General features: G+C 67.2%; 28 protein-coding genes. 16 read left to right on the top strand and 12 right to left on the bottom strand.

Annotation, left to right across the window (positions count from 1 at the left end; all coding sequences use genetic code 11):
* The first annotated feature begins 47 nt into the window (after positions 1–47).
* The 4 genes from ACFYO1_RS20545 (at position 48) to ACFYO1_RS20530 (ending at position 2,888) form a co-directional block, all read left to right on the top strand.
* Entirely contained in the window at positions 48–1,082 is a 1,035-nt protein-coding gene (locus ACFYO1_RS20545) for an alpha/beta fold hydrolase (RefSeq protein ID WP_387233160.1), read from the top strand.
* A 9-nt stretch (positions 1,083–1,091) separates the two neighbouring features.
* On the top strand, positions 1,092–1,229 hold the full coding sequence (locus ACFYO1_RS20540) for a hypothetical protein (protein WP_387233157.1): 138 nt from the start codon (positions 1,092–1,094) through the stop codon (positions 1,227–1,229).
* Between the two features lie 52 nt (positions 1,230–1,281).
* Positions 1,282–2,346, top strand: a complete 1,065-nt coding sequence (locus ACFYO1_RS20535; RefSeq protein WP_387233155.1) for a glycerophosphodiester phosphodiesterase family protein — start codon at positions 1,282–1,284, stop codon at positions 2,344–2,346.
* Between the two features lie 74 nt (positions 2,347–2,420).
* On the top strand, positions 2,421–2,888 hold the full coding sequence (locus ACFYO1_RS20530; protein WP_387233152.1) for a PaaI family thioesterase: 468 nt from the start codon (positions 2,421–2,423) through the stop codon (positions 2,886–2,888).
* Positions 2,889–2,921: 33 nt separating this feature from the next.
* Here the strand turns inward: ACFYO1_RS20530 and ACFYO1_RS20525 are convergent, their stop codons facing one another.
* Positions 2,922–3,932, bottom strand: coding sequence for an aldo/keto reductase (locus ACFYO1_RS20525; RefSeq protein WP_387233149.1), 1,011 nt, complete (start codon positions 3,930–3,932; stop codon positions 2,922–2,924).
* A 100-nt stretch (positions 3,933–4,032) separates the two neighbouring features.
* Here ACFYO1_RS20525 and ACFYO1_RS20520 point away from each other — a divergent pair, with 100 nt between their 5' ends.
* The gene (locus tag ACFYO1_RS20520; RefSeq protein WP_387233146.1) at positions 4,033–4,905 is read left to right on the top strand and encodes a helix-turn-helix transcriptional regulator; all 873 of its coding nucleotides are present in this window, start codon (positions 4,033–4,035) and stop codon (positions 4,903–4,905) included.
* A gap of 55 nt (positions 4,906–4,960) precedes the next feature.
* Here the strand turns inward: ACFYO1_RS20520 and ACFYO1_RS20515 are convergent, their stop codons facing one another.
* Positions 4,961–5,593, bottom strand: coding sequence for a hypothetical protein (locus ACFYO1_RS20515; protein WP_387233144.1), 633 nt, complete (start codon positions 5,591–5,593; stop codon positions 4,961–4,963).
* 102 nt (positions 5,594–5,695) lie between these two features.
* Positions 5,696–6,166: a MarR family winged helix-turn-helix transcriptional regulator gene (locus ACFYO1_RS20510; protein WP_387233141.1), complete on the bottom strand. Its 471-nt coding sequence runs from the start codon at positions 6,164–6,166 to the stop codon at positions 5,696–5,698.
* 83 nt (positions 6,167–6,249) lie between these two features.
* Between ACFYO1_RS20510 and ACFYO1_RS20505 the strand changes: the two genes are divergently transcribed.
* Positions 6,250–6,621: a VOC family protein gene (locus tag ACFYO1_RS20505; RefSeq protein ID WP_387233139.1), complete on the top strand. Its 372-nt coding sequence runs from the start codon at positions 6,250–6,252 to the stop codon at positions 6,619–6,621.
* A 12-nt stretch (positions 6,622–6,633) separates the two neighbouring features.
* Here ACFYO1_RS20505 and ACFYO1_RS20500 read toward each other — a convergent pair whose 3' ends face one another.
* Both ACFYO1_RS20500 and ACFYO1_RS20495 read right to left on the bottom strand, forming a co-directional pair.
* A complete protein-coding gene (locus ACFYO1_RS20500; protein WP_387233136.1) occupies positions 6,634–7,620 on the bottom strand; it encodes a pirin family protein in 987 nt (328 codons plus the stop codon).
* Positions 7,617–8,411, bottom strand: a complete 795-nt coding sequence (locus ACFYO1_RS20495; RefSeq protein ID WP_387233134.1) for a GNAT family N-acetyltransferase — start codon at positions 8,409–8,411, stop codon at positions 7,617–7,619. The genes ACFYO1_RS20500 and ACFYO1_RS20495 overlap by 4 nt, the downstream gene beginning before the upstream one ends.
* A 173-nt stretch (positions 8,412–8,584) precedes the next feature.
* On the opposite strand from ACFYO1_RS20495, the gene ACFYO1_RS20490 reads away from it, so the two are divergent.
* The gene (locus ACFYO1_RS20490) at positions 8,585–8,755 is read left to right on the top strand and encodes a hypothetical protein (protein WP_375912535.1); all 171 of its coding nucleotides are present in this window, start codon (positions 8,585–8,587) and stop codon (positions 8,753–8,755) included.
* A gap of 54 nt (positions 8,756–8,809) precedes the next feature.
* Here ACFYO1_RS20490 and ACFYO1_RS20485 read toward each other — a convergent pair whose 3' ends face one another.
* Positions 8,810–9,100: a putative quinol monooxygenase gene (locus tag ACFYO1_RS20485; RefSeq protein ID WP_387233131.1), complete on the bottom strand. Its 291-nt coding sequence runs from the start codon at positions 9,098–9,100 to the stop codon at positions 8,810–8,812.
* Positions 9,101–9,130: 30 nt separating this feature from the next.
* On the bottom strand, positions 9,131–9,586 hold the full coding sequence (locus tag ACFYO1_RS20480) for a MerR family transcriptional regulator (RefSeq protein ID WP_387233128.1): 456 nt from the start codon (positions 9,584–9,586) through the stop codon (positions 9,131–9,133).
* 160 nt (positions 9,587–9,746) lie between these two features.
* On the opposite strand from ACFYO1_RS20480, the gene ACFYO1_RS20475 reads away from it, so the two are divergent.
* Positions 9,747–10,334 (top strand): Uma2 family endonuclease, encoded by a 588-nt coding sequence (locus ACFYO1_RS20475; RefSeq protein WP_387233125.1) that lies wholly within the window; start codon positions 9,747–9,749, stop codon positions 10,332–10,334.
* Between the two features lie 73 nt (positions 10,335–10,407).
* On the opposite strand, the gene ACFYO1_RS20470 is transcribed toward ACFYO1_RS20475, so the two are convergent.
* Positions 10,408–10,776 (bottom strand): glyoxalase superfamily protein, encoded by a 369-nt coding sequence (locus ACFYO1_RS20470; protein WP_387233122.1) that lies wholly within the window; start codon positions 10,774–10,776, stop codon positions 10,408–10,410.
* A 58-nt stretch (positions 10,777–10,834) separates the two neighbouring features.
* Between ACFYO1_RS20470 and ACFYO1_RS20465 the strand changes: the two genes are divergently transcribed.
* Positions 10,835–11,038 (top strand): hypothetical protein, encoded by a 204-nt coding sequence (locus tag ACFYO1_RS20465; RefSeq protein WP_150399729.1) that lies wholly within the window; start codon positions 10,835–10,837, stop codon positions 11,036–11,038.
* A gap of 8 nt (positions 11,039–11,046) precedes the next feature.
* Here ACFYO1_RS20465 and ACFYO1_RS20460 read toward each other — a convergent pair whose 3' ends face one another.
* Positions 11,047–11,538 carry a SixA phosphatase family protein gene (locus ACFYO1_RS20460; protein ID WP_387233119.1) on the bottom strand — a complete coding sequence of 164 codons (492 nt, stop codon included), beginning with the start codon at positions 11,536–11,538 and terminating at the stop codon, positions 11,047–11,049.
* A 158-nt stretch (positions 11,539–11,696) separates the two neighbouring features.
* Here ACFYO1_RS20460 and ACFYO1_RS20455 point away from each other — a divergent pair, with 158 nt between their 5' ends.
* On the top strand, positions 11,697–13,367 hold the full coding sequence (locus ACFYO1_RS20455; RefSeq protein WP_387233115.1) for an FAD-dependent oxidoreductase: 1,671 nt from the start codon (positions 11,697–11,699) through the stop codon (positions 13,365–13,367).
* Between the two features lie 44 nt (positions 13,368–13,411).
* Here ACFYO1_RS20455 and ACFYO1_RS20450 read toward each other — a convergent pair whose 3' ends face one another.
* Positions 13,412–14,188, bottom strand: coding sequence for an acyl-[acyl-carrier-protein] thioesterase (locus ACFYO1_RS20450; protein WP_387233112.1), 777 nt, complete (start codon positions 14,186–14,188; stop codon positions 13,412–13,414).
* A gap of 152 nt (positions 14,189–14,340) precedes the next feature.
* Between ACFYO1_RS20450 and ACFYO1_RS20445 the strand changes: the two genes are divergently transcribed.
* From ACFYO1_RS20445 to ACFYO1_RS20430, 4 genes are all read left to right on the top strand, one after another.
* Entirely contained in the window at positions 14,341–14,532 is a 192-nt protein-coding gene (locus ACFYO1_RS20445) for a hypothetical protein (protein WP_387233109.1), read from the top strand.
* Between the two features lie 89 nt (positions 14,533–14,621).
* Positions 14,622–16,466 carry a serine/threonine-protein kinase gene (locus ACFYO1_RS20440; RefSeq protein WP_387233105.1) on the top strand — a complete coding sequence of 615 codons (1,845 nt, stop codon included), beginning with the start codon at positions 14,622–14,624 and terminating at the stop codon, positions 16,464–16,466.
* Positions 16,466–18,409 (top strand): serine/threonine-protein kinase, encoded by a 1,944-nt coding sequence (locus ACFYO1_RS20435; protein WP_387233102.1) that lies wholly within the window; start codon positions 16,466–16,468, stop codon positions 18,407–18,409. Before ACFYO1_RS20440 ends, ACFYO1_RS20435 begins: the two co-directional genes overlap by 1 nt.
* Positions 18,409–19,626 carry a hypothetical protein gene (locus ACFYO1_RS20430; RefSeq protein ID WP_387233099.1) on the top strand — a complete coding sequence of 406 codons (1,218 nt, stop codon included), beginning with the start codon at positions 18,409–18,411 and terminating at the stop codon, positions 19,624–19,626. Before ACFYO1_RS20435 ends, ACFYO1_RS20430 begins: the two co-directional genes overlap by 1 nt.
* Here the strand turns inward: ACFYO1_RS20430 and ACFYO1_RS20425 are convergent.
* Positions 19,623–20,762 (bottom strand): transglycosylase SLT domain-containing protein, encoded by a 1,140-nt coding sequence (locus ACFYO1_RS20425; protein WP_387233096.1) that lies wholly within the window; start codon positions 20,760–20,762, stop codon positions 19,623–19,625. The genes ACFYO1_RS20430 and ACFYO1_RS20425 overlap by 4 nt on opposite strands.
* Entirely contained in the window at positions 20,759–21,085 is a 327-nt protein-coding gene (locus tag ACFYO1_RS20420; RefSeq protein WP_387233093.1) for a type VII secretion target, read from the bottom strand. Before ACFYO1_RS20420 ends, ACFYO1_RS20425 begins: the two co-directional genes overlap by 4 nt.
* A 193-nt stretch (positions 21,086–21,278) precedes the next feature.
* Between ACFYO1_RS20420 and ACFYO1_RS20415 the strand changes: the two genes are divergently transcribed.
* Complete coding sequence (locus ACFYO1_RS20415) at positions 21,279–22,253, top strand: NADPH:quinone oxidoreductase family protein (protein WP_387233091.1); 975 nt, start codon at positions 21,279–21,281, stop codon at positions 22,251–22,253.
* A gap of 7 nt (positions 22,254–22,260) precedes the next feature.
* Positions 22,261–23,373, top strand: a complete 1,113-nt coding sequence (locus ACFYO1_RS20410) for a winged helix DNA-binding domain-containing protein (protein WP_387233088.1) — start codon at positions 22,261–22,263, stop codon at positions 23,371–23,373.
* The last annotated feature ends 44 nt before the right edge of the window (positions 23,374–23,417 follow it).

The following is a 23,417-nucleotide window of genomic DNA, read 5'->3' as shown; positions in this document are numbered from 1 at the left end:
GCGGCCTGCCGAATCCTGTTCCGCCCGTTGCGAAAGCGAGTCGCTTCATGCCCGAGCACCACCAGATCTTCGATCTCGGTGACTTCACCACGCAGCACGGCGCCACCTTGCGCGGCGCCTTCCTGGCGTATGCCACCTACGGCGAGCTCAATGCCGACAAGAGCAACGCGATCGTCTATCCGACGTGGTACTCCGGGCGACATTGGGACAACGAGTGGTTGATCGGCGCGGGCCTGGCGCTGGACCCGGCCGAGTATTTCATCATCGTGCCGAACATGCTCGGCAACGGCCTGTCCAGCTCGCCGAGCAACACCCTGCAACCCTACGATCGCGCGCGCTTCCCCGGCATCACCGTCTACGACCAGGTGGCCGCGCAATATCGTTTGGTGACAGAGCATTTCGGCATCGAGCGGCTCGCGCTGGTCACCGGCTGGTCGATGGGTGCGGGCCAGACCTATCAGTGGGCGGTGAGCCATCCGGAGATGGTCGAACGGATCGCCCCGTTCTGCGGCTCGGCCCGGACGAGCGTGCACAACAAGGTCTTCCTGGAGGGCGTGAAGGCGGCCCTGACCGCCGATTCCGCGTTCGCCGGCGGCTGGTACGGCGAGAACTGGCCGACCACCGGATTGCGCGCCCTGGCAAGGGTTTACGCGGGCTGGGGCTTCTCCCAGGCCTTCTACTGGGAGCACGAGTACGAGAAGCTCGGCTACACCTCGCTCGAAGACTTCCTCATCGGTTTCTGGGAAGGCTTCTTCCTCGACGACCGCGACCCCAACAACCTGCTGACCATGCTCTGGACCTGGCAGAACGCCGACGTCGGGCGCACCCCCGGCTTCGACGGCAACACCGAGGCCGCCCTCGCCTCGATCAAGGCGACCGCCCTGGTCCTGCCCGCCGAGAAGGACCTCTACTTCCCGCCGGAAGACGAAGCCTGGGCGGTCTCGCACATCCCCGACGCCGAACTCCGGGTCATCCCCGGCATCTGGGGTCACTTCGCCGGCCACGGCACGAACCCGGACGACACCCGGTTCATCGACACCGCGCTAGCCGACCTACTAGGTAAACCCGGTGGCCTGGCCTGATTCCGGGCCGTGCATTACACATTCGCGGTCGCGCTCGGCGCACTGCTACTCATCGGCATCGTCGTGCTCGCGGCCTGGGATGATCTGCGCGATCGAGGCGAAGACACTTCCGGCCAGTCCGACGAGGAGCGGATAAAGCATCGCTGAGGGTTCATGCGAGAGTCATCGCGACGTCGGCGGCGACCGTCACAATGGAGGCATGCGTCGAACGTATGCGGTGGGCGTCGCGACGATCCTGCTGGCCGGTGTCCTGAACGTGGGTGCGGCGTCGGCGGACGGGCCGCCGGCGCCGTTCGATCTCCAGGCGCATCGTGGTGGAGCAGCGCTGGTGGTGGAGAACACGTTGCCCGCCTTCGCGAATGCCCTGGAGCTCGGCGTCAGCACGCTGGAACTGGACGTGCAGATCACCGAGGACGGGTTCGCGGTGGTGACCCATGACCGTGACCCGAGTCCGGACAAGTGTGTCGATACGCTGCCCGCCTTCCTGGGTGACCCGAAGTTCCCGTATGTGCCGGGCACCAGGTTCATCAGAGATCTGACCTTGGCGCAGGTGCGCACCATCGATTGCGGTTCGAAGCGATCAGCCGCCTTTCCGGAGCAACGGACGGCGCCGGGCGCCCGAATGCCCTTGCTGTCCGAGGTTTTCGACCTTGTGCACGCCTATCACGCCGATGAGGTCATGCTGAATGTCGAATCCAAGGTCGAAGCCGGAGCGCCGGAACAAACCGCGCCGCGTGAGCAGTTCGTGCAAGTGATCGCCGCGGAAGTGCGACGCGCACGTCTCGAAAACCAGGTCACCATCCAAAGTTTCGACTGGGGCTCGCTCATGCGCATGCGCGAGGTGGCACCGGAATTGCCCCTCGTCGCCTTGACCAACGGACAGCAATTCCTCCAGGAAGGCCGGCCCGGCGCTTCCCCGTGGTTGGGCGGCATCGACATCGATGACTTCCCCGGTTCGCTGCAGCAGAAATTCGTCAGCGCGGCAGCCTCTTTCGGCGCCGACGCGGTGTCACCGGTGCACGGCGACCCACAAGGCGGCAGCGTCGAGGACCCCGGCTACCAGCCCTTCACCACCGGCACTCTGGTCCAAGCCGCCCACCAGCACGGAATGCGCGTCGTGCCGTGGACCGTCGACGATCGGCCCACCATGGCGGCACTGCTGGACCTCGGCGTGGACGGCCTCATCACCAACCGCCCAGACCTGTTGCGCACCATCCTCGCCGAACGCGGCTACCAACTGCCGAAGGCCTACGCCCGGCCTTGAGTCCCCCGCATGGACAACCCGCACGCCACACGGTATGAAATTAGAACACGTTTCAGTTACTGGTGGGAGATGCGATGGACACAGCGGCCATGGGCGAATTGGTGATGGCAGGGTTCCAGAAGCTGGGGTTCATCCAGTACACCGGGATCGAGGGCGTGGAGTTCGACGCGGGCCGCAACGTGGTGCGGATGGCGCCGCGGCCCGAGCATCTGAATCACAACGGTGACCTGCACGCGGCCGTGTTGTTCGGGCTGGCCGAAACCGCCGCCATGGGCGCGGCGGTCTCGGGCATCGTCGACCTGATGGGGGAGACCTTCATCGTGGCCAGGGACGGCCGAATCGAATACCGGGCGCGGGCCAAAGGCGACGCGGGACCGTATCTCGCGACGTCCGAGCTGTCCGGCGAGGTACTGCGACAGGTGCGCGCGGATATCGCGGCACAGGCATCGATCGACCTGGAAGTTCCGGTGAACATCACCGACCACGCCGGAAAGTCCGTCGCCGCAGCGGCATTCACCGCCGTCATCCGCCCGCGCAGATAGGTGGTGCGCTCGGCGACCGAGCGCACCCATCGCTCAGCGCTCGCTGTCGAGCATGGCCATCTGTTCGGCGGCATACCGTTCCCCGGCGATTTGATCGCTGGGCACCGCGGCCTCGATGGTCGCCAACTCGTCCGTGCTCAGCGAGACATCCAGCGCGCCTGCGGCTTCGGCCCAGCGTGCGCGCCGGCGCGCGCCGACGATCGGCACGATGTCCGCGCCGCGGGTCAGCACCCACGCGATGGCCAGCTGGGCGACCGAAACATCCTTGCCTGCGGCGATTTCGGCCAGCGCGTCGACCAGCTTCAGATTCCGGCTGAGGTTCTCGCCTTGGAAGCGCGGGCTGTGCGCCCGGAAATCGTTGGCGGCGAACGTGGTTCCCGCCTGCACCGAGCTGCTGAGCAGCCCGCGGGACAGCACGCCGTAGGCGGTGATGCCGATGCCGAGTTCCCGGCACAGCGGCAGGATCTGCGCCTCGATGCCGCGCGAGATCAGCGAGTACTCGATTTGCAGATCGGCGATCGGATGCACCGCCGCGGCCCGCCGGATGGTGTCGGCGCCGACCTCGGACAGCCCGACGTGCCGGACATACCCCGCCTCGATCAGTTCGGCGATCGCGCCCACGGTGTCCTCGATCGGGACGTTCGGATCGAGCCGGGCCGGCCGGTAGACATCCACATAGTCGACCCCGAGCCGCTGCATGCTGTAGACGAGGAAGTTGCGCAGGGCCTCGGGCCGGGTGTCCACGCCGCCCCAGGCGCCCCCGGGTCCGCGCAGCGCACCGAACTTCACGCTGAGCACCACATCCTCGCGCGCCCGCTCGGCGATCGCTTTGCCGATCAGTAGCTCGTTGTGTCCGGCGCCGTAGAAATCGCCGGTATCGATCAGGTTCGCGCCGGAATCGAGCGCGGCGTGGATGGTGGCGGTGGATTCGGCGTCGTCCGCCGCGCCGTACATGCCGGACATTCCCATCGCCCCGAGCCCGATCCGGCCGACGGCCGGGCCGGTCTTACCGAGCTGAACTGTGGAGATCTTCGATGTCGTCATAGGACAAGCCTGAACCTCCCGCGGCGGATCCGGCAGAGATCGCCGATCGGGGGACTGCCGATCCCTGGCTCCGCGGCCCGATCCGGGGGACAGTGGAGGCATGGACCGCACCGAGCTCGCCGACTTCCTCCGTCGCCGCCGGGAGCAGCTGACCCCGGCCGACGTGGGGTTGCCACCCGGTGCCCGGCGGCGCACCCCTGGTCTGCGCCGGGACGAGGTGGCCTTGCTCGCCGGTATGTCGACGGACTATTACACCCGCCTGGAACAGTCCCGCGGCCCGCGGCCGTCCACCCAGGTGCTCGCGTCGCTGGCCCGTGCCCTGCGGTTCAGCAGCGACGAACGCGATCACCTCTACCATCTGTGCGACCACGCGGCGCCGGTCCGCGAGCAGTCCGACAAGCACGTCGGGCCCGGGCTGATGCACCTGCTGGCCAAGCTGGACGACACCGCCGCCACCGTGATCACCGACCTCGGTGAGGTGCTCGTGCAGAACCGCATGCACACCCTGCTGCTCGGTGACCTGGCGAATCGGCGCGGCTGGGAACGCTTCTACGCCTTCCGCTGGTTCACCGACGTCGAGTCGCGCGCGGCCTTCCCCGAGGAAGACTGGGATCGGCTGGGCCGCAAGCACGTTGCCGATCTGCGTGCGACCGCCGCGCGCCGGGCCGGCGACGCGGACATCACCGAATACATCGCGAAACTTCGTTCGGTCAGTACGGAATTCGACGTGCTCTGGGACGAACACCAAGTGGCGGTGCGCCTTTCGGACACCAAGCGAATCCAGCATCCCCAGGTCGGCCTGGTGGACACGATCTGCGAAACGCTGCTCACTCCGAACGCCGCTCAGCGCCTGCTGGTCTACCTGCCACAGCCGGGCACGGACGCCGCCGAGAAACTGGACCTGCTGCGCGTCATCGGAACCCAGACCTTGGACTCCGCCGTCGAAATCGAGGATCGCGCACCCCGCCGGTGACTCGGTGGTCTCGATCGCTTCGCGTCGCGGCTAGCGGACGCCTGCCGCTCCCGGATCAGGGTGCGCCGGAGACGTAATCGAGCGCCGCGTCGATCGCCGGCTGACCGCCGGCCATCGCGAGTCCGGCCGCCGCGCCGATCGCCGCGCCCAGCAGCGTGGTGATCGGCACGGTGATGAAGTCGATGACGAACAGCCCGAGCGGGAACCCGACCACGAAGCCGATCGCGGCGCCGATTCCCGCGCCCGCCAGCACGATCGGCATCGCCTTCTCGACCTCGGCGAAGAAGCGTTCCTGGCTGCTCACGTCGCGCAGCGGCGCCTGCGACATGTGGTCGGGCACCAGGGTGAGCCGATGACCGGCCTCCTCGATGACCGGATTCAGCGCCACCCGCTTGTCGCCGACGCGCAGGGCCATCGGTAAGGCGGCGACGACGCTGCCGTCGCGATCGGTCAGCGTGACCACCCGGCCGTCGTGGATCAGTTCGAAGCGTCCGTCCTGGATCGTCGTCACCGCGGCGCGCCTATCCTCGGATGCGGCGACCTGGTAGGCGATGTCGGCGAACGACCCCCGCACGTCGAGTGCGGTGTCGGGTGTGGCGGTGGCGGGATCCGCGTGCGTGGCGCTCGTGCTGATGACGGTGGCCGCCAAGGCCAGCAGTGCGGTCGCGGTGATTCTGGAGAATCTCATCGTGCTCTTTCGGTAGCGCTGCCCCCTGCGCAGTGTGTTCGTCGGCGACAGTATCAGGCGCGGACGAGTACGGCTCGTCGTTCGGGCGCAAGACAACTCGGCTCAGAGCTCGAGTTCGTTACTCAATCGACGCAGATATCCGGCGAATCGCTGCCGATCGACGTCGTCCCAGTCGGCGGTGAGCTCGGTGAAGACCTGGCGTTGCCAGTCGCGGGCCTCGGCGAGCAGGCGCTCGCCGCTGGCGGTCAGTGTCAATGCCGTTCGGCGCCGGTCGTGTTCGGATTCCGCGCGGGAGAGAAAGCCCGCCGCCGTCGCATCCCGCACCATCCGGCTCGCGCCCGAATGGTCCAGTCCCAGTTGGTGTGACACCGAGGTGATGGTGGCCTCGGCGGCCTGTTCGACGGTGGCCGCCACCGCCTCGACCACCTGGACGTGCTGGGCGTGCCGCAGCTCGTCGGGGAGATCTGCCGACGTTCGGTTGATCCAGCGCCGTGACCAGAATCGAACCAGCCGAAACAGTGCCGGTCCGCCGTCGGCGGCGGCTCCAGGCTTGGCGGTTGCCCGTCTGCTCATGCCGTCAGCCTAACCGGTCGCGAGCAATCGTATGCGATACGCATGTATATTTGTATGCGAATCGCATGTATCAGGAGGTAATCGTGACCGTCGTCTTGAATCACACGATCGTGCCCGCGGTGGACCGGCGAACTGCCGCAACGTTTTTCGCCGACCTGCTGGGTCTCGAAGTGGGCGCACCCACCGGGCCGTTCACGCCGGTACAGGTGAACGCCGATCTCACCCTCGACTTCGACGACCGTGGCCGCGTCGAGCCGGGCCACTATGGGTTCCTCGTAGACGACGAGACCTTCGACGCGGTACTCGAACGGCTGAACCGGTGGCCCGCCGTCGACTACGGCTCCGGTCCGCAACACGGTTGGGACCGGGCCGTCAACCATCTGGGCGGGGGCCGCGGCGTCTATGTCCACGCCCCCGACGGTCACAGCTACGAGCTGTTCACCGCCGTCCCGTAACCCTCGTCCGAATCAGGTTCTGGCCGGACCGATCCGGCGCTTGCGCGGCTTGAGATGCAGTCCGGGCAGCGGCGGGGCGGGGATGCGCTGCTCGGGCGGGTGACCCGCGATATCGGCGAAGCGCCCGAGATCGTGATTCTCCCAGTCGTTTCGGGCCGCCACGATCTCTTCGTGGCTGCGCCCGACGAAGTTCCACCACATCACCAGTTCCTCGCCGAACGGCGCGCCGCCGATGAGCGCGAAATGCGCTCCGGCACTGCTGCTCAGCGAGATCTCGTCGCGATCGGTGCCGAGGTAGAGCAGCGGACCCGCGCTCAGCGGCGTGCCGTCGACCATCACCTCACCCTCGATCACCATCAACGCGTGCTCGAACCCGCGCTCCAGCGCGAGGGTGGCCTCGCCCGGCTCCAGCCGCACGTCCGCGCCGACGATCGGCGTGTATGCGGTTGCGGGCGAGGTGATTCCGGCCAGCGTGCCGATCAGCACGATGGCGCGCAGGCCCGGCGCCGAATAGACCGGCAGTTCACGATGCTGCTCGAAGTGCGGATCGATCCCGGTCTTGTTGCCGGGCAAGGCGATCCACAGTTGCAAACCGTGTCCCGCGTGCGCACCCGCGACCTTGTATTCGGAATGCGCGATGCCGCGCCCCGAGGTCATCAGATTCAGCTGCCCCGGCTCGATCTCCACATCGGAGCCCACCGAGTCGCGGTGCCGGATCCGCCCGTCGAACGGCCAGGTCACCGTTTGCAGGCCGATGTGCGGATGCGGATCGATATCCGGCGACGCCCCGGTATCGGTGACCGTCGGCGACCCGAAGTGATCCAGGAAGCACCACGCCCCGACCGTCGGCAGATCTCGCTGCGGCAGCACCCGTTCCACGAAGACGCCGCGCACGCCGCCGAGCGGCACCTCACGCGAGGGATAGAGCTCCGCGACCGGACCCGGGCCTGGCGCCGGCTCGCACAGCGCCTCCGCCGGATGCGGATCCAGGTCGCTCACCGGGTGATGCCCTTACCGATGACATGCGCGTCGTACTGCGGGTGCTTGTCCAGGTAGGTCCGGATGAACGGGCACAGCGGCCGGATCGCCCGCTTGCGCTCGACCGCGTCCTCGATGGCCTGCTTGGCCAGGACGCTGCCGAGCCCCTTGCCGGAGAACGCGCCGTCGATCTCGGTGTGGGTGAACACCGTCTCGTCGTCGCGCTCCTCGTACTCGGCGAACCCGGCCAGGTCGCCGCCGTAGAACACCTCGTACCGGTGCTTCTCGTCGTTGCGGACAACCTTGGATTCCGAGGCGGCTGTGGTCATGGTCGACTTCTCCTTCGATGCGCGTACCGGATGTCTGCTGAGGACCGACACGCGATTGAACGCGCCGATCGTGGTGGCGGCCCAGACGACCACAGAGAGTTGGTCGTCGGTGAGAACCTTGCGGGCGAGCGCGTACTCACGCTCCAGCGTGTGCTCGTCCGGCAGCGTCGCGGTGGCCTCGGCCAGCCCGAGCGCGGCCTGTTCCAGTGGTGAATACAGCTCGGTGCGCCGCCACGCGGGCAGCACGGCGATTTGCTGTTCGGTATTCCCGGCGGCGAGCGCGGCGCGATGATGGGTGTCCAGGCAGAAGGCGCAGCCGCTGATCTGGGAGACCCGCAGGTTGACCAGCTCGATGAGCTTGCGATCAAGGCCGGCCGCGGCGGCCGCGGCGTGTACTTCGTTCGCGACCCGGATGAGGGCGCGGAACGCGGCGGGCGTCTGCTTGTCGATCCAGACGCGGTCGTGCGGGGCATCGGGCTTCACTCCATTGGATGGTAGTAGCCCGAGCGGGGGGACACCCGGTGGGGTCGGGTTTAAACGGACCGGGGTCCGAGTCCATTTACGGCGGCATACAGAACTCGTAGAGATCGTCCGCGACTGCTGTCGCGGGCCCGCGCGCGGGGCAAATATGGAGATCCGTCGAAGGAGAAAACGTCATGAGGTTCCGCAACCGCACCGCCCCCACCCTGGTCGCCGCCTGCCGCCGCAGCGCGCACCGCATCTGGGCCAGGCAGGATCTCACCCCGCAGGAGCGCGCGAATCTCATGGTCGGCTGGACCCCGCCGGCCATTATCAGCGCCTCGCTGGGCGGGCGCACGTTCCACTGACCCGCCGCGGCCCCGGCGATCCGAACTCGGGTCGCCGGGGCCGCGTGCGCATGTCTAGATCTCGGCGAATCGCCGCAGATTGAACGGCTCGACCAGAATCTGATCCAGCGCCGCCGCGCACTGCTTCAGATGCGGGGTCTCGAAATGCGTCGCCAAGGCCTCGGCGTCGACCCATTCCTCGAGCAACACCACCCGGCTCGGATCGGTCGGGTGCAGGTACAGCTCATAGGCGAGGCAGCCGCTCTCGGCGAGGGTCGGCTCGATCATGTTCTGCAACACCTCGCGCAGCTCGGCCTCGTGGCCGGGCTTGGCGGTGAAGCGGACATTGAGCGTCAACGTGGACACGGTGGAACTCCTGATCTGTTGTGGTGCTTGCTAAACCTTGATCTCTTCGCTGTCCCGCACGGTGATCGTGGCGGGCCGGGCCAGCTGTGCCTTGCCCTCGTAGATGTCGATCTTGTAGTCCAAAACGGCCACGGTCTGTCGCAGTTCGTCGATTTTGGCGAGCACCTCGGCGCGGGTTTTGCGGAACATCTCCAGCCGCTCGGGGAACGTCGATTCCCCTTCGCGCACCAGCTCGGCGTAGCGGACCATGTCGGCCACCGACATCCCCGTGGTTCGCAACCGCCCGATCAGCGCGAGCCACTCCAGGTCGCGATTGCTGAACCGCCGCTTTCCCGCGTGATCGCGCCCGATGTAATCCATCAGCCCGATCCGCTCATACCAGCGCAACGTGTCCCGGCTCAGCCCCGACCGCTCGGCCACCTCGCCGATCGAATATCGAGGCTGCTCCCACTCCGCACCCCGCTGATTCAACGCGGCTTCACCCACGACACTCACCTTCCCGTAGAACACCGACGACGCTACCCACCTGGAGTCCACTCCAAGCAACTCCAATGTACGTAAAAACCATGGTCGGCCTCCGGCTGACTCTGTATCTTGCGTGGGACACTGGGAGCTGACCAGGGGTGGGACGAGCTGAGGAGCGAGGGTGACGGCACTTCCGGAACCAGGGCAGCTGCTGACGATTGCCGACTACATGGCGCTCGGGGAAGACGACGAGCGTTGCCGTAGGGAGCTGCAAGAGGGGGTACTCACCATTACGCCGTCGCCGACGCCGGACCACAACATTGCCAGCGGTGATCTGTATGCCCAGGTGAAACCTCAGCTGCCCGCTGACTTGGTCGCCGTGCAGGATGTCGACCTCAATTTGCAGTTGGTTCCTGAGGACGGGCCCGCCACAGTCCGTCGGCCAGATCTTGTTGTGGTCGAACGAAGTGAACGCAAACGTGTCCATTCCGAAGGTGGAATCCTTCGAGCGTCCGCAACCCATCTTGTCGTCGAGATTGTCTCGCCGGGCTCACGGCGAACGGACTACGTCATGAAGCACAGCGAGTACGCCGACGCCGGAATACCGCACTACTGGATCATCGATCTGAATCCGCCGCTCAGCCTGGCGGCGTTCCGGCTGACCGAGGAACTCGGTTACGTCGATGATGGCGAGGTGACCGACGAGTTCAAGACCACCTCGCCGTGCCCGCTGACAATCCAATTGAGCCAGTTGAACGAGTTGGACTGATTGCGTCGCGCTCGAGCCCGGCAATGCTAGTTCCCGCGGAATCGTAGAGTCGCGTCGGGTCGAACGTCCGCCCTCACTCCTTCTTCGGCAATTCCTGTACCGCCCACTGGTTCCCGTCGGGATCGGCGAAGTAGGTGAAGTTGCCCCAGCTCAGCGTTTCCACCGGCTTCGCGTCGACACCGGCGGCGACCAATTGCTGATAGGCCTCCTCAGCGCTGGAGACCACAATCTGCATCCCGCGCACGCTCCCCGGCGCGGCTTCGGTGATGCCCTCCCCGATGCAGATCGAGCACGCCGACCCCGGCGGCGTGAGCTGGACGAAACGCAGGTTCTCATTCACCCGGTGATCGTGGTCGGCGTTGAATCCGATCTTGGTGTAGAAGTCTTTCGCGCGATCCACGTCGGTGACGGGAATCGCGATGAGCTCGATTTTCCAATCCATCGCCCGAGCATCTCACCGGTCACCGACAAAGTCCTGGGTTCCGGCCTACCCTGGGGACATGCCTGGTAAGGACGTCAACCGGATCAGGGCCCGCTCGGCTCTGGCAACGGTCAAGGAAAGCCCGGTGATCACCGCCATCGCGGTGGCGCCGGTGGTACTCGCACTCGCCGTCGTGTGGTGGCTGCTCGGCGGGTTCGCCGCGTTCGTGCTGCTGGTCGTGCTCGGCGCGGTCGTGGTGGTCGGCGGCAAGTTGCTGCGCTGAGCGCGCCTTCAGCGGGGGATGTGGAAACGCACCAGCTCTCCGGTTCCCGGATCGACCTGTGCCCACGGCCGGTCGAATTCGAGTACGGCCAGCGCCGAGGTGGGGAACTTGCGACTGAGCTCGATGGCGGGCGCCGAACTTCGATTGCTCGCCAATTCCCATGCCGTCCACGGCATTCCGGGCGCGTGCCCGATCACCAGCAGGGTCGCGACGTCGTCGTCGCTGAGCTGGACCAGCTCGATCAGGCTCTGCGGGGACGCCTCGTAGATGCCCGCCTCGTAGACCACCGGCGCGTCGATCCCGGTGGCGGCGAGGGTTTCCCGGGTGCGCGTCGCGGTGGAGCAGCGCACCGCGTCGATCGGCGGTTGCGTCTCGCGCAGCCACGCGCCGGCCAGCCCGGCCTCGCGTTGTCCGCGCGGCGCGAGCGGTCGTTCGTGGTCACCGACACCGTCGGGATAGGCCGACTTGCCGTGCCGCATGAGGATCAGAGTCCGCACCATGGAGATACCGTAAGGCCTCCGGTCGCATGGCCTCGAACACACTCGAGGCAAACTGAAAGCGGCGTCACATCGCGGTGGTTCCGCGGCGTGCCGTTTTTGTCCACCTCTGCCCACCGGGTGGCCTACAGCCCACGTACATCTTCGAGGATCTGCACAATATGGCCTACGTAATCACGCAGCGTTGTTGCAACGACGCCAGCTGCGTTTCCGAGTGCCCTGTCGATTGCATCCGTCCGACCCCGGATCAACCGGAGTTCGCGACGACCGAGATGCTCTACATCGACCCCGACACCTGTATCGACTGCGGTGCGTGCGTCGATGCGTGCCCGGTCGAGGCGATCTTCTCCGAAGACGACCTGACCGCATCGCTGGCCAGATACCGCGAGATCAATGCCGCCTATTTCGAACGGCATCCGCTCGAGTCGAACTTCGACCCGATCATCACCCCGCCCCGGCCGCCGAAGGAACTCGGCACCCTGCGGGTCGCGATCGTCGGAGCCGGGCCGGCGGCCTGCTACGCCGCCGACGAGCTGCTCCGCCGGGCCGACGTGGAGATCGAGATGTTCGACCGGGTGCCGACCCCGTGGGGTCTGGTCCGGGCGGGCGTGGCTCCCGATCATCCCGGCACGAAAACGGTGTCGAGCCTGTTCGAGTCCGCGTTCCGGCGTGAGACCCTGCAGTACTACCTGAATGTCGAGGTAGGCACGCACATCTCGCACGAGGAGCTGCTGAAGCACCACCACGCGGTGATCTACGCGGTCGGCGCGTCGACCGACCGCCGCCTCGACGTGCCGGGCGAGGATCTGCCGGGCAGCCACTCGGCCACCGAGTTCGTCGCCTGGTACAACGGCCACCCCGACTTCGCGGACCGGCAGTTCGACCTGTCCGGCGAGCGGGCGGTGATCGTCGGCAACGGCAACGTCGCGTTGGACGTCGCCCGCGTGCTGACCGTCGACCCGGACGAGCTGGCCAAGACCGACATCGCCGACCACGCGCTGGACGCCCTGCGGCGCAGCAATATTCGCGAGGTGGTCGTGCTCGGCCGCCGCGGTCCGCTGCAGGCGGCGTACACGTCGTCGGAATTCCTGGCACTGGCCCACCTCGACGGCATCGACGTCGTCGTCGACGAGTCCGACCTCGCGCTCGATCACGCCAGCCAGGCGCTGCTCGACGACCCGGACATCGAACCGTCGCTGAAGCTCAAGTACACCCTGGCCGAGGAATACGCCGGCGCGCCGCGCGACCCGAGCCACAAGCGGATCGTCTTCCGCTACCTGGCCTCGCCGACCGCGCTCACCGGCACCGAGCACGTCGAGGCGATCGAGTTCGCGCACAACGAATTGTTCGAGGACAACGGCCAATTGGTGGCCCGGGCGACCGAGCGCACCGAGCGGATCGAGGCCGCGCTGGTGCTGCGTTCCATCGGTTACCGCGGCGCGGCCGTCGCCGACCTCCCGTTCGACGAGCGGCGCGGCGTCCTGCCGAACGAGCACGGCCGGGTGCTCGGCACCGACGGCACCCCGCTGCCCGGCGTGTACGCCAGCGGCTGGATCAAGCGCGGCCCGCGCGGCGTCATCGGCTCGAACCGGACCGACGCCGAGGAAACGGTGGAGAACCTGATCGCGGACTTCACCAGCGGCAAACTCGGTGCGCCCGAGGCGAATCGCGCGGCGCTGAAGGCGTTGCTCGGCGAGCGGCAGGGCGATCTGGTGGATCGGGACGGCTGGCGGGCGATCGACCAGGCCGAGAAGGCCGCGGGCAAGTCCGCGGGGCGGCCGCGGGTCAAGTTCACCACGCGGGAGGACCTGCTGAAGGCCGCCCGCGGCTGACCGAGCCGGTCGGCCGGATCTGCGAGGTTCCGGCCGACCGTTGCCTATTCGGGCGGCAGCGGCATGATGCGGACGACGGTGGTGGTCGTCCCGCCGACCACGAACCACAGTCGAAGCACCGGCCGTCCCGTGCGATCACCCGGCTCGAACCGGCTGCGGACGGTCACGTGCTGGCGCGCGAGCACCGGCGCGACGTACTCGATGACCGCGCGATGCGGACCGGCGAGCAGCTTCGGGTAGTCGACCATGAACTGTTCCACCGCCTGCCAGTAACAGGCGTTGTTGACGTGGTTGTACTGGTCGATGTCGGTCGCGCGCACCGGAAACGGCATGTCCGTGTCCGACTCGGACGGCGAGGTGTCGGTCAGGTACGGGCGCCAGCGCAGGCGATGCTCCTGCGTGGTCTGCGCCAGGTAGGCCAGGCCCTCGTCGCTGATCCGCGCGGGCATCCCGGTCGACTCGCTGATGTTGATCCAGAACCCCTCGGTCTCGATCAACCCGCCGTTCGAGCTGGTCACCCGCACTCGCATATTCGTCCAGCGGGTCGACATCGCCGAGCACCAGCGCAGCAACTGCACCTCGTCCGGCCACAGGATCGGCCGGATCACGTCGATCACCGTGCGCCGCACGATCCAGTTCGGATCGGTCCGGTTCAGGAACGTCTTGTGCAGGTTCTCCCAGGCGATGTCCTGCAGGTAGCGGGCGATGGCATCGAAACGCAGCCGGTCGTAGGGGTCCACATCGCCAGCCCGGATGGGCCACGCCGAAGCAAAGCCCATGCCCTCCTGGGGAAGCGGGGCGAGTGGCTGATCGAGTGACACTGGTGCTCCTCGCGCTGCACGGTGTGCCGCGTTCTTCGTGTGGTGCTGTTATGAGACGACTTTACGGGTCGTACGTCACACCATCGCGCCGAGTGCGTAGGTAGCCGCCGGTATGTCCGCGAACAACGCCGCTACCAGGCATCATGGACGCCATGACCGATTCGGATCTGCCTGGCAAACTCGGCAAACCCGCTGAACGGGCCTTGGCCGCGGCAGGCATCCGCGACCTCGACGACCTCACCTCTTGGACCGAGCGCGATCTCGCCGCGTTGCACGGGGTGGGCCCGATCGCCGTCACCAAACTCCGCGCCGCCCTGGCCGCGCGCAACCAAACCTTCGCCTGACCGCCGCACCGGATTCCGGTCACCGTCAAGACGTGTCACATGTACCCCGGTACGATCCCCGGAACAGGCATGACAGGGGAGGAACACGGGTGAAGCCGCTCGGCCGACACGACCCGCGCGCGGCCGGCCGGCACCAGTTGATCGCGCTCATCGGTCAGGGTGCGATGGGGCGGGTGCTGCTCGGACGTTCGCCCGACGGACGTCTGGTGGCGGTCAAGATGATTCACCGTCACCTGGCGCGGAATCCGGAGTTCCGGGCCCGCTTCCGGCTGGAAGTGCAAGCCTCCCAACGCGTTACCGGCGCCTACACCGCGGCGGTGATGGATGCCGATCCGGAAGCCGGAGAGCCTTGGCTGGCCTCGGTTTTCGTCCCCGGGCCGTCGCTGCGTGCCGCCGTCGATCAGTACGGTCCGCTGCCGCTCGGCGGATTGCGCCTGCTGACCGCGGGTCTCGGTTCCGCGCTCGTGGAAATCCATCGGGCGGGCATGATCCACCGGGACCTGAAACCGTCGAATGTTCTTCTCGCGCAGGATGGTCCGCGCGTCATCGATTTCGGCATCGCCCGTGCGCTGGAAGCCGACCCGCAGATCACCAGCACCGGAACACTCGTGGGTTCGCCGGCCTTCATGTCACCGGAGCAGGCGTCCGGGCACGAACTCGGCGCGGCCAGTGACGTCTTCTCGGTCGGCGCGATGCTGGTCATGGCGGCGACCGGGGAGAGCCCGTTCCTGGGCGCGTCGGCGCCGCAGACCTTGTACAACGTTGTGCACAACCACGCGGACACGAGTCGCGTGCCCGCGCCGCTGCGACCCCTCGTGGATGCCTGCCTGGACAAGGATCCCGCGCGTCGTCCGGACCCGAGGCAGTTGATCGACTCGGTGGTGTCGATCAGCGGCCGCTCCGGGTGGCCGACGGAAATCCGTCAGCAGGTTGCCCGGGATCGGGCGGAGGCCGAGCGCTGGGTGGAGGCCGGCGGCGCGGTGCCGGATGAATCGCCTCGGCATACCGTGAGATGGGTTGCCGCAGTGGTGGTTCCGCTGCTGGTGGTGGCCGGTTCGATCACCGCCTTTCTGCTCGGCCGCGGCGACCCGCCCGCCGACCCGCTGGCGAACCGCACGCTGGAACTGACCGACGAACAGTTGCGGCTCACCGACACCTGCGCGTTGCTCGGCAATGATGTCGTCGGGAAAGTGGGCCAGCCGGTCAAACCGGAGCTGGCGGACTCGTCGGTGTGTGGCACGAAATTCGTCGCCACCGACGGACGGCAGGCGCAGCTGACCGTGGCGGTCGGGACCGCGGTCGCCGGAAAGCCACTCGGCGAGCGGGTCGCGGGTCGATCGATGCTGGACACCACGGCCGGCCCGCGATCGTGCGGGCGGGCCGTCGCGGTCCGCGATCAACCGGCACTCGGCGTCGAAGTGCGGATCAGCGACGCGGACGGGGACACCTGCACGCCGGCCACCGACGCCTTGACCGCCATCGTTACCAGGCTCGTCACGAATGCGCCGAGCGTGAACCCGCCGAAACAGTCTGTGGTGCGGTTGATTCCGTGTGAGTCCCCGGATCGGAATGTGCTCGACTCGCGGGTGGGCGCGGCCGTACCCGCTGCGCCGATCGACGCGCACACCTGCACATGGGCGGGTGTGCCCTTTGTTGTCACGGTGCACACCGCCGAGGGCAAACGCGTCGATCTGGACCCGAAATACACCAGGTTCCTGGTAAACAGCGGCCCACTGGGTGACTTACCCGCTGCCCGCCGTATAGATTCCGACGGCACGTGTGCGACCTACCATTTGGTGCGGCCGACCATCGAAGATCGAGGAGAACAGATCGCCGTGACCGCGCGACCGACCGCCCCCGGCGCTGCCGAGGCAGCCTGCGCCGCTACCGAATCAGTCCTCGGCGGTGTCGTGGCTCGACTGAGGAGCCTGTGATGGTGACTCCCCTCGACCCCGTCGAGCCCAAGCAGATCGGCAGATACCGGCTGCTGGGCGAGCTCGGCTCCGGTGGTATGGGCCGCGTCCTGCTCGGCGTCGGCCCGGATGGCCGCCTGGTCGCGATCAAACAGGTGCACCAGCACCTGGTGACCGAGGAGGACTTCCTGCCCCGGTTCCGCCGCGAGGTGCGGACCTCCGCGCAGGTCTCGGGCGCCTTCACCGCCGCCGTGGTCGACTTCGACGTCGAATCGGAAAATCCCTGGCTCGCTTCTGTTTTCGTGCCTGGTGTACCGCTGGACAGGGCGGTCAAGGAGTACGGCCCGCTCACCCAGGACGAATTGCACAAGCTGGCGATCGGACTCGCGTCGGCGCTGCAGGCCATTCACGGCGTCGGACTGATCCACCGGGATCTCAAGCCCGCCAACGTGATTCTGGCCGAGGACGGCCCGCGGGTGATCGATTTCGGGATCGCGCGCGCGGTCGAGGGCCGCTCCGAGCTCACCCACACCGGCTCGATCATCGGTTCGCCCGCGTTCATGTCCCCGGAACAGGCGCAATCGCTGCCGCTCACCCCGGCCAGCGACATGTTCTCCCTCGGTGCCGTGCTCGCGATGGCGGCGGGCGGGTCGAGTCCGTTCGCCGGGTCGTCGCTGCCGCACACCCTCTACAACATCGTGCACACCGATCCCGATTTGAGCGGATTACCCTCCGAGGTAAGGGAATTGGTGTCGCCGTGCCTGAGCAAGGACCCGAAGGACCGGCCGACGCCCGCCCAGCTCCTCGACTTCCTCGGCCCGCTGCCGCCGCAGCACCGGCCCTGGTCGGCTCAGGTGCACAAGGCGATCGGCGAACAGGAGGCGCAGATGTCGGCGTTGCTCGCCGACCCGGACGCCACGCAGATCATCGGCGCCGAACCCGCACGCTTCGCGGACTCGCCCAGCGTCGACGCCTTCGAGCGGCGGCTGCAAGCACTCGTCGAGATCCAGCGGGAAAGTTCGCTGCGCAGGCGGCGCAAGCGTGCCCTGATCGGCGCGTCGGCGGTGGTGGCCCTGATCGTCGCCGTGGTCGCGGGCACGGCGCTGTTCGGCGGCGACGACGAGGAGCCGGCCGCGCCGGCGGTGAATCCGCTTGCGGCACTGAATCTCACGAAGCTACGGTCGATCGATCTGTGCGGCGCGGCGAAAGAGCCGCTGGTCTCGTCCCTGGGGGAGTGGACGAAGGCGCCGAGTTCTGCGCAATGGGGCACCTGCGCGGGCGAATCGGGCGGATACCAGTTCGACTTCGATATCAAGCGCGTCGAGGGCTACCGGGACAACGGTAAGAAGGTCGCGGGTGTCCCGGTACTGGAGGATGTGACCAGCGGAAAAGACAGCTGTGGCCGGGCCTTGTTCCCCGCGAGAACCGATCCGCAATTCGGCATCGCGGTACGGGTGAAGGGCGCGCAGTCGGACAAACTGTGCGACGTCGCGGATAAGGCGGCCACCGAACTCGCCCATCGGATAGCCGCAGGGCCACCGCAACTTCCGAACATTCGTACCTCGCTGGCCCGGCACGATCCGTGCGCGCTGGTCGATTCGGTCGTGGTGAAGCTGAATATCGGCGACCAGGTTCGCGGTGCTCCAGATCAGCTGCACACCTGCAAATGGATTTCGACCGGCACGGTCACCGTCGCCCTCGAACGCTCGAAGGCGTTGGCGCCGACCGAGAAGCCGATACCGTTCGATCTCGGCGGCGGCAATTTCGTCTTCTTGGACGAGGCGGAATTGGGCTCGCCGACCTGCGTGCGGCGTGCCCAGTACCGGAGCATCGACGGCGGCGATGCAGAAGTGGTGACCGTGCAGGTCGACAATCCCACCCTCGCCGAACATCCCGAATTCAGGTGTCTGGCAGCACAGCAGGTGTTGCAGAACGTCCTGGACAACCTCCCACAGGTGAGTTGATGAACTGGAATCCACGAGTCGCCACGGCACTCTTCGTCGTCCTCGCCACCGTCGGAGCGGGCGGCTGCGCATCGGAAGTACAGGGAACCAGCGTTTCCAGCGAGATCGATGTGCGTGCGCTGGACACCGGCAAATTTCCGACCACGCCGCCCAAGATCGCGAGCCGCCTCGATGATCTCGGCTACGCGCGATTGGAGGCCGCGCGCCTGGCCGATGCGGTCCTGAGTCCCCACGAGGTAGAGCCGAAGTACTCCGTCGGTGCGTCGGCGCGGGTACACACCGACGCTCAGTCGGTGGCGCAGTACCTCGCGGAGCCGGCGATACCGGTGCTGCTGAATCACGGTTTCGTGCTCGGGTTCTCCGCCGGTTCGGCCGAGGACGTGCCGCCGCTCACCGATCCCACGGCCGGCCCTCGTCAGCGGGACGGCCTGACCGTGACGGTGTCGCGATTCCCGGACGCGGCAGCGGCGAAGGCGGCGGCGGCCGAACTCGACGCCGTCGACCTCGGCCTCAACCCGGAGAATGTCGCCGTCGGTCTGCCCAAATACCCTGACTCGCGCGCACACTGGCGTCCGGCCTTTCCCACGCTCGGCAGCACGACCCCGCACGGAAACTATGTGATCAGTGTGCTGGCGGAAACGCGGACCGCGGATATCGATCGACTGGTCGACGCGACCCAGAAGTATCTCGCCGCGGAGGTCGCCGAACTCGACAAGTTCAGCGCGACACCGATCGGCAAATTCAACACTCTGCGTCAGGACCCGGATGGCTTGCTGGTCCGAATCATCCAGGACAAAGGCGTTGTCCCCGCGCCGGATGGACAGGGCGAGGTGGTCCTGACCCTGCGCGGCTATCTGAACTACGTGCAGGATCAATCGGGCCGCCTTCCGGTCCTGCGGAAAGCTGGGGTCGATCGGATCGCGGTGACGCCCAATGCGTTCGGGTTCCGGACCGCGGATGACGCTGCCGCGGCGCGATTCGTCACCGAGTCCGCCGAACTCGGCAATGCGGTCGATAGGCGCGCGGTGGATCCGCCGGCGGATGTGCCCGGCGCGGCGTGTGTGCAGGACTATGTCGCACCGAAGGAGGCACAGTTCAGGTGCTTCGTTTCCTACCGGCGATACGCGGCCCTGGTGCTCGGCAGCCGCCTGTGGGAAACCCAGCAGCGCGCGGCCGCGCAGTACGCGTTGCTCGCCAACGAAAGTGGTGAGCGTTAGTAACCCTGGTATGCGCCACCGGAATTGACCGCGACCACACCGGGCACATTGTTGACCGATCCGTACGTATCGATCGAGTAGCGAACGCCCGCGATGATGTTGTCCACCGGGTTCCAGATGTCATCGTGACCCGGTGCCTTGTAGGCGTTGAAGGTGCTGTCGATCGTCTGCATCAGCCCCTTCGACGGATGTCCGGCGACCCAGTTACTGTCCCACTGATTTTCGGCATACGGGTTACCCGCCGATTCGTGCTCGATGATCATGGCGATGGCGCGCTCATCGATATCCTTGGGGTCGTACCCCATTTCGATGAGTTTCTGTTTCGCCTCCGCGATCCATTTCGCCATATCCCCGCTCGGCATCGGCCCGGTAGGCGCCGACGAACTGGGACTGCCGGAACCGCTGTAACTTCCGCTGTTGTACGGGGTGCCCGATCCGGAGTTGTAGTGGTTCCCCATCGCGTAATTGGGCTTGCTCGACGACGGACTGCCGTTGCCGTTGTTCACCGCGGCGGGTGAACTGACGGCGGCCGGCACCGTGCTGGCCGGCGGCGCCACGTTCGCGTTCGGGTCACCGAGCCCGGTGAACGCCTGCTCCAGCTTGCCGACCGCCGTGTCCACCTGCGTCTTCGCTTGACCGGCCACGGTTTCCGCGGTCTTGAGCGCGTTGGTCAGTTCCCAGGTGCGCGACGCGGCCAGCAGCGACTCCTGGAAAACGAGTCCCTCCACGTTCGCCTTGTCCGAGTGTTCCCGCAGTGCCGCGATCCGGGTGGTGGCGTTGACCTTGCCGTTGGGCTCCACGTCGAACGGCGGCGTCTGGTTGATCGCGTCGTCGCGCAGCTGGATCACCTTGTTCTTCGCCTCGACCAGGTTCTGCGTCTGGGCGGTGAAGGCGGTCTTCAGTTCCAGCAGGGCGGCGCTCACGGCGGAGGCGCGGGTCTTCTCGGTGTCCATCCGCGCGTTCGCGGCGGCGCCCGCCGTTCCGGACCACTGCTTGCCGTCTTCCAGCGACTTCGTCTGCGTGGAACCCTTGCCCACGGCGGTATCGAGGCCCTGCGACATCGTCCCGGCCTGTTCGCCTGCGGCGGTGAGCTGTTCGGGTTTCCAGTTCTCCACGTCGGGAATGCTGAGGGTCATGCGGTCAATCCGATCGCGCGGAGTTTCGCGGCGAAATCGTCCTCGGCCAGTTCGTATTTCCCGGCGGCGTTGTGCAGATTGTCGGCGATGGTGGTCAGCCGGCCGCCGATTCGCTGCAGGCAGCGGTTGACCACATCGTTGGCCTGGTTTGCCGCGGTGCCGAATTCGGTGCCGGGTAGCGCGCCCGCCGCGGCCGTAAGCGCTCCCCCCGCGTTCAGCCCGGTCACCTCCCCGGCCTCGGTGCCGAGGGTTTGCGCGAACGATCGCAGTGCGCCCGGATCTACCTGCACACTTGTCGACGCCGGTTGATTTCGCTCGACCATGAGTCCCCCTTCACGCCCGACCATAGGTCGCGGTCAGCATAGCAAAACGAGGGCAGCCGAACAGGGGCGTCGGACCGGTCTGGCAGTGCGCGCAAACGTAGACAGGGTGCGCACGCCGATTCGATGCGGGTTACGTTGATCACGGCGGCGCCGGCGTGGAGAAAGGCCGGCGCCACGACAGAGAGGTCGGCAGATGCGCGCAGCCCAGGTCAGCAAGCTGGAGGGACCGGAGTCGGTCGAGATCGTCGATCTCCCGGAACCCAAGGGATACCCCGGGGGCGTGGTGATCGACGTGCACGCGGCCGGTGTCGCGTTCCCGGACGTGCTGATGACCCGCGGGCTCTACCAGATGAAGCCGGAACTGCCGTTCGTCGTCGGCGGCGAGGTGGCAGGCATCGTGCGGGAGGCGCCGGCCGACGCCCACGTCGCGGCGGGCGACCGGGTGGTCGCGCTGACGCTGCTCGGCAATGCCATGGCAGAAGTGGCAGTCGCGCCGACGCAGATGGTGTTCAAACTGCCGGACAACGTCTCCCTCGAGGCAGGCGCCGGCATCCTGTTCAACGATCTGACCGTGCAGTTCTGCCTGCGCAAGCGCGGCAGGCTGGCCGAGGGCGAGACGGTGCTCGTGCACGGCGCCGCCGGCGGCATCGGCACCTCGACGCTGCGGATGGCGGGCGCGCTCGGCGCGGGCCGGGTGATCGCGGTGGTCAGCACCGAGGCGAAGGCCGAGGTGGCCCGCGCCAATGGCGCGACCGACGTGGTGCTGGCCGACGGCTGGCTCGCGGCGGTGAAGGAACTGACCGGTGGCCGCGGTGTGGACATCGTGCTGGACCCGGTCGGCGGCGATCGGTTCACCGACAGCATCCGTTCCCTCGCGTCCGCCGGCCGCCTGCTGGTGGTCGGCTTCACCGCGGGCGAGATCCCGACCGTGAAGGTGAACCGGCTGCTGTTGAAGAACGTCGAGGTGATCGGCGCGGCCTGGGGCGAATGGGTCATGACCCACCCCGGCTACCTGACCGAGCAGTGGGACGAGGTGGCGCCGCTGCTGGCCGCGGGCAAGATCGCGGCGCCGAAGCCGGTGCTGTACCCGCTGGAGCGCGCCGCCGAGGCGATCGCCTCGCTGGACAACCGCACGGCGACCGGCAAAGTCGTGGTCACTCTCCGCTGACCGAAACATGAAGCTGTCCAATCGAACGCTGAACCGGACGCTGCTGGCACGCCAGCACCTGCTGGAGCGCTCGCGGCGCACGGTGCACGAGATGTGTGACCACCTGGTCGGCCTGCAAGCCCAGGACTCGCCACCGCCGTTCGTCGCATTGTGGAGCCGCATAACGGATTTCGATCCGTCGACGGTGTCGGACGCGCTGGAGGACCGGTCGCTGGTCCGCATCACCCTGATGCGCGGCACCATTCACCTGGTCACCCCGCCGGACGCGCTACGGATCGCGCCGCACATCCAGCCGGAGCTCGAAAAGATCCCCTTCCGAAAGGGTTTCAACTACGGCGCGATGGTCGGTCTCGATGCCGACGAGGTGCGGGCGCATGGCGAGCGCGTTCTCGGCGACGAGCCGATGTCGGCCGCCGCGCTGCGCGAGCACGCCGCCGCCATCTACCCCGACCGCAATCCGAGCATGGTCGTGCAGACCTGGCTCTACCAGCTGCCCGTGCTGCAAACGCCGCCGCGCGGTAAGTGGAAGGACAGCAGCAGGCCGATCTGGTCCCGGGTCGAGCCGTGGCTCGGTGCGCCGCTCGACGCCTCGTATCCGTTGAGCGAGTTGCTGCTTCGCTATCTGCGCGCGTTCGGGCCTGCCTCCACCATGGACATGCAGACCTGGTCGAAGCTGCTCGGCATGAAGCAGGCGATCGAACAGCTCGGCGACCGCGTGCGCACCTACACCGACGAGCGCGGCCGCACCCTCTACGACGCCGCCGATGCCGAGCCGGCCGATCCGGACCTTCCGGCGCCGGTCCGCCTCCTCGGCTGGTACGACAATGCCGTTCTGTCGCACCAGGATCGAACCCGGATCGTGCCGGAGGGTAACGCCCCGCACCTGCGTGCGTTCGCCGCCGCGGTCGCCCCGGTGCTGGTCGACGGTTATCTCGCCGGTCTCTACAAGATCTTCCCGGAAGCCGGCGTCGCGCGCCTGCGGATCAGCCCGACACGTAAGTGGACGAAGGCGGAAAGCGCCGCCGTGGAGGCCGAATCACAGGCCCTGCTCGGTTTCCTGGAGGCGGACAAGGAGCCGCGCGTGGAGATCCTGGAGGTCGGCGCCGACCTGCGCCCCTGACGTTTAACCGCGTCGCAATACGCGCTCGGTAGGCTGCCCGACAC

Origin of the sequence: Nocardia sp. NPDC006044, from assembly GCF_042871115.1 — a bacterium.
Taxonomy (GTDB): domain Bacteria; phylum Actinomycetota; class Actinomycetes; order Mycobacteriales; family Mycobacteriaceae; genus Nocardia.
The sequence above is the reverse complement of the archived record's forward strand: the minus strand, read 5'-3'. Positions and strand labels throughout refer to the sequence as shown.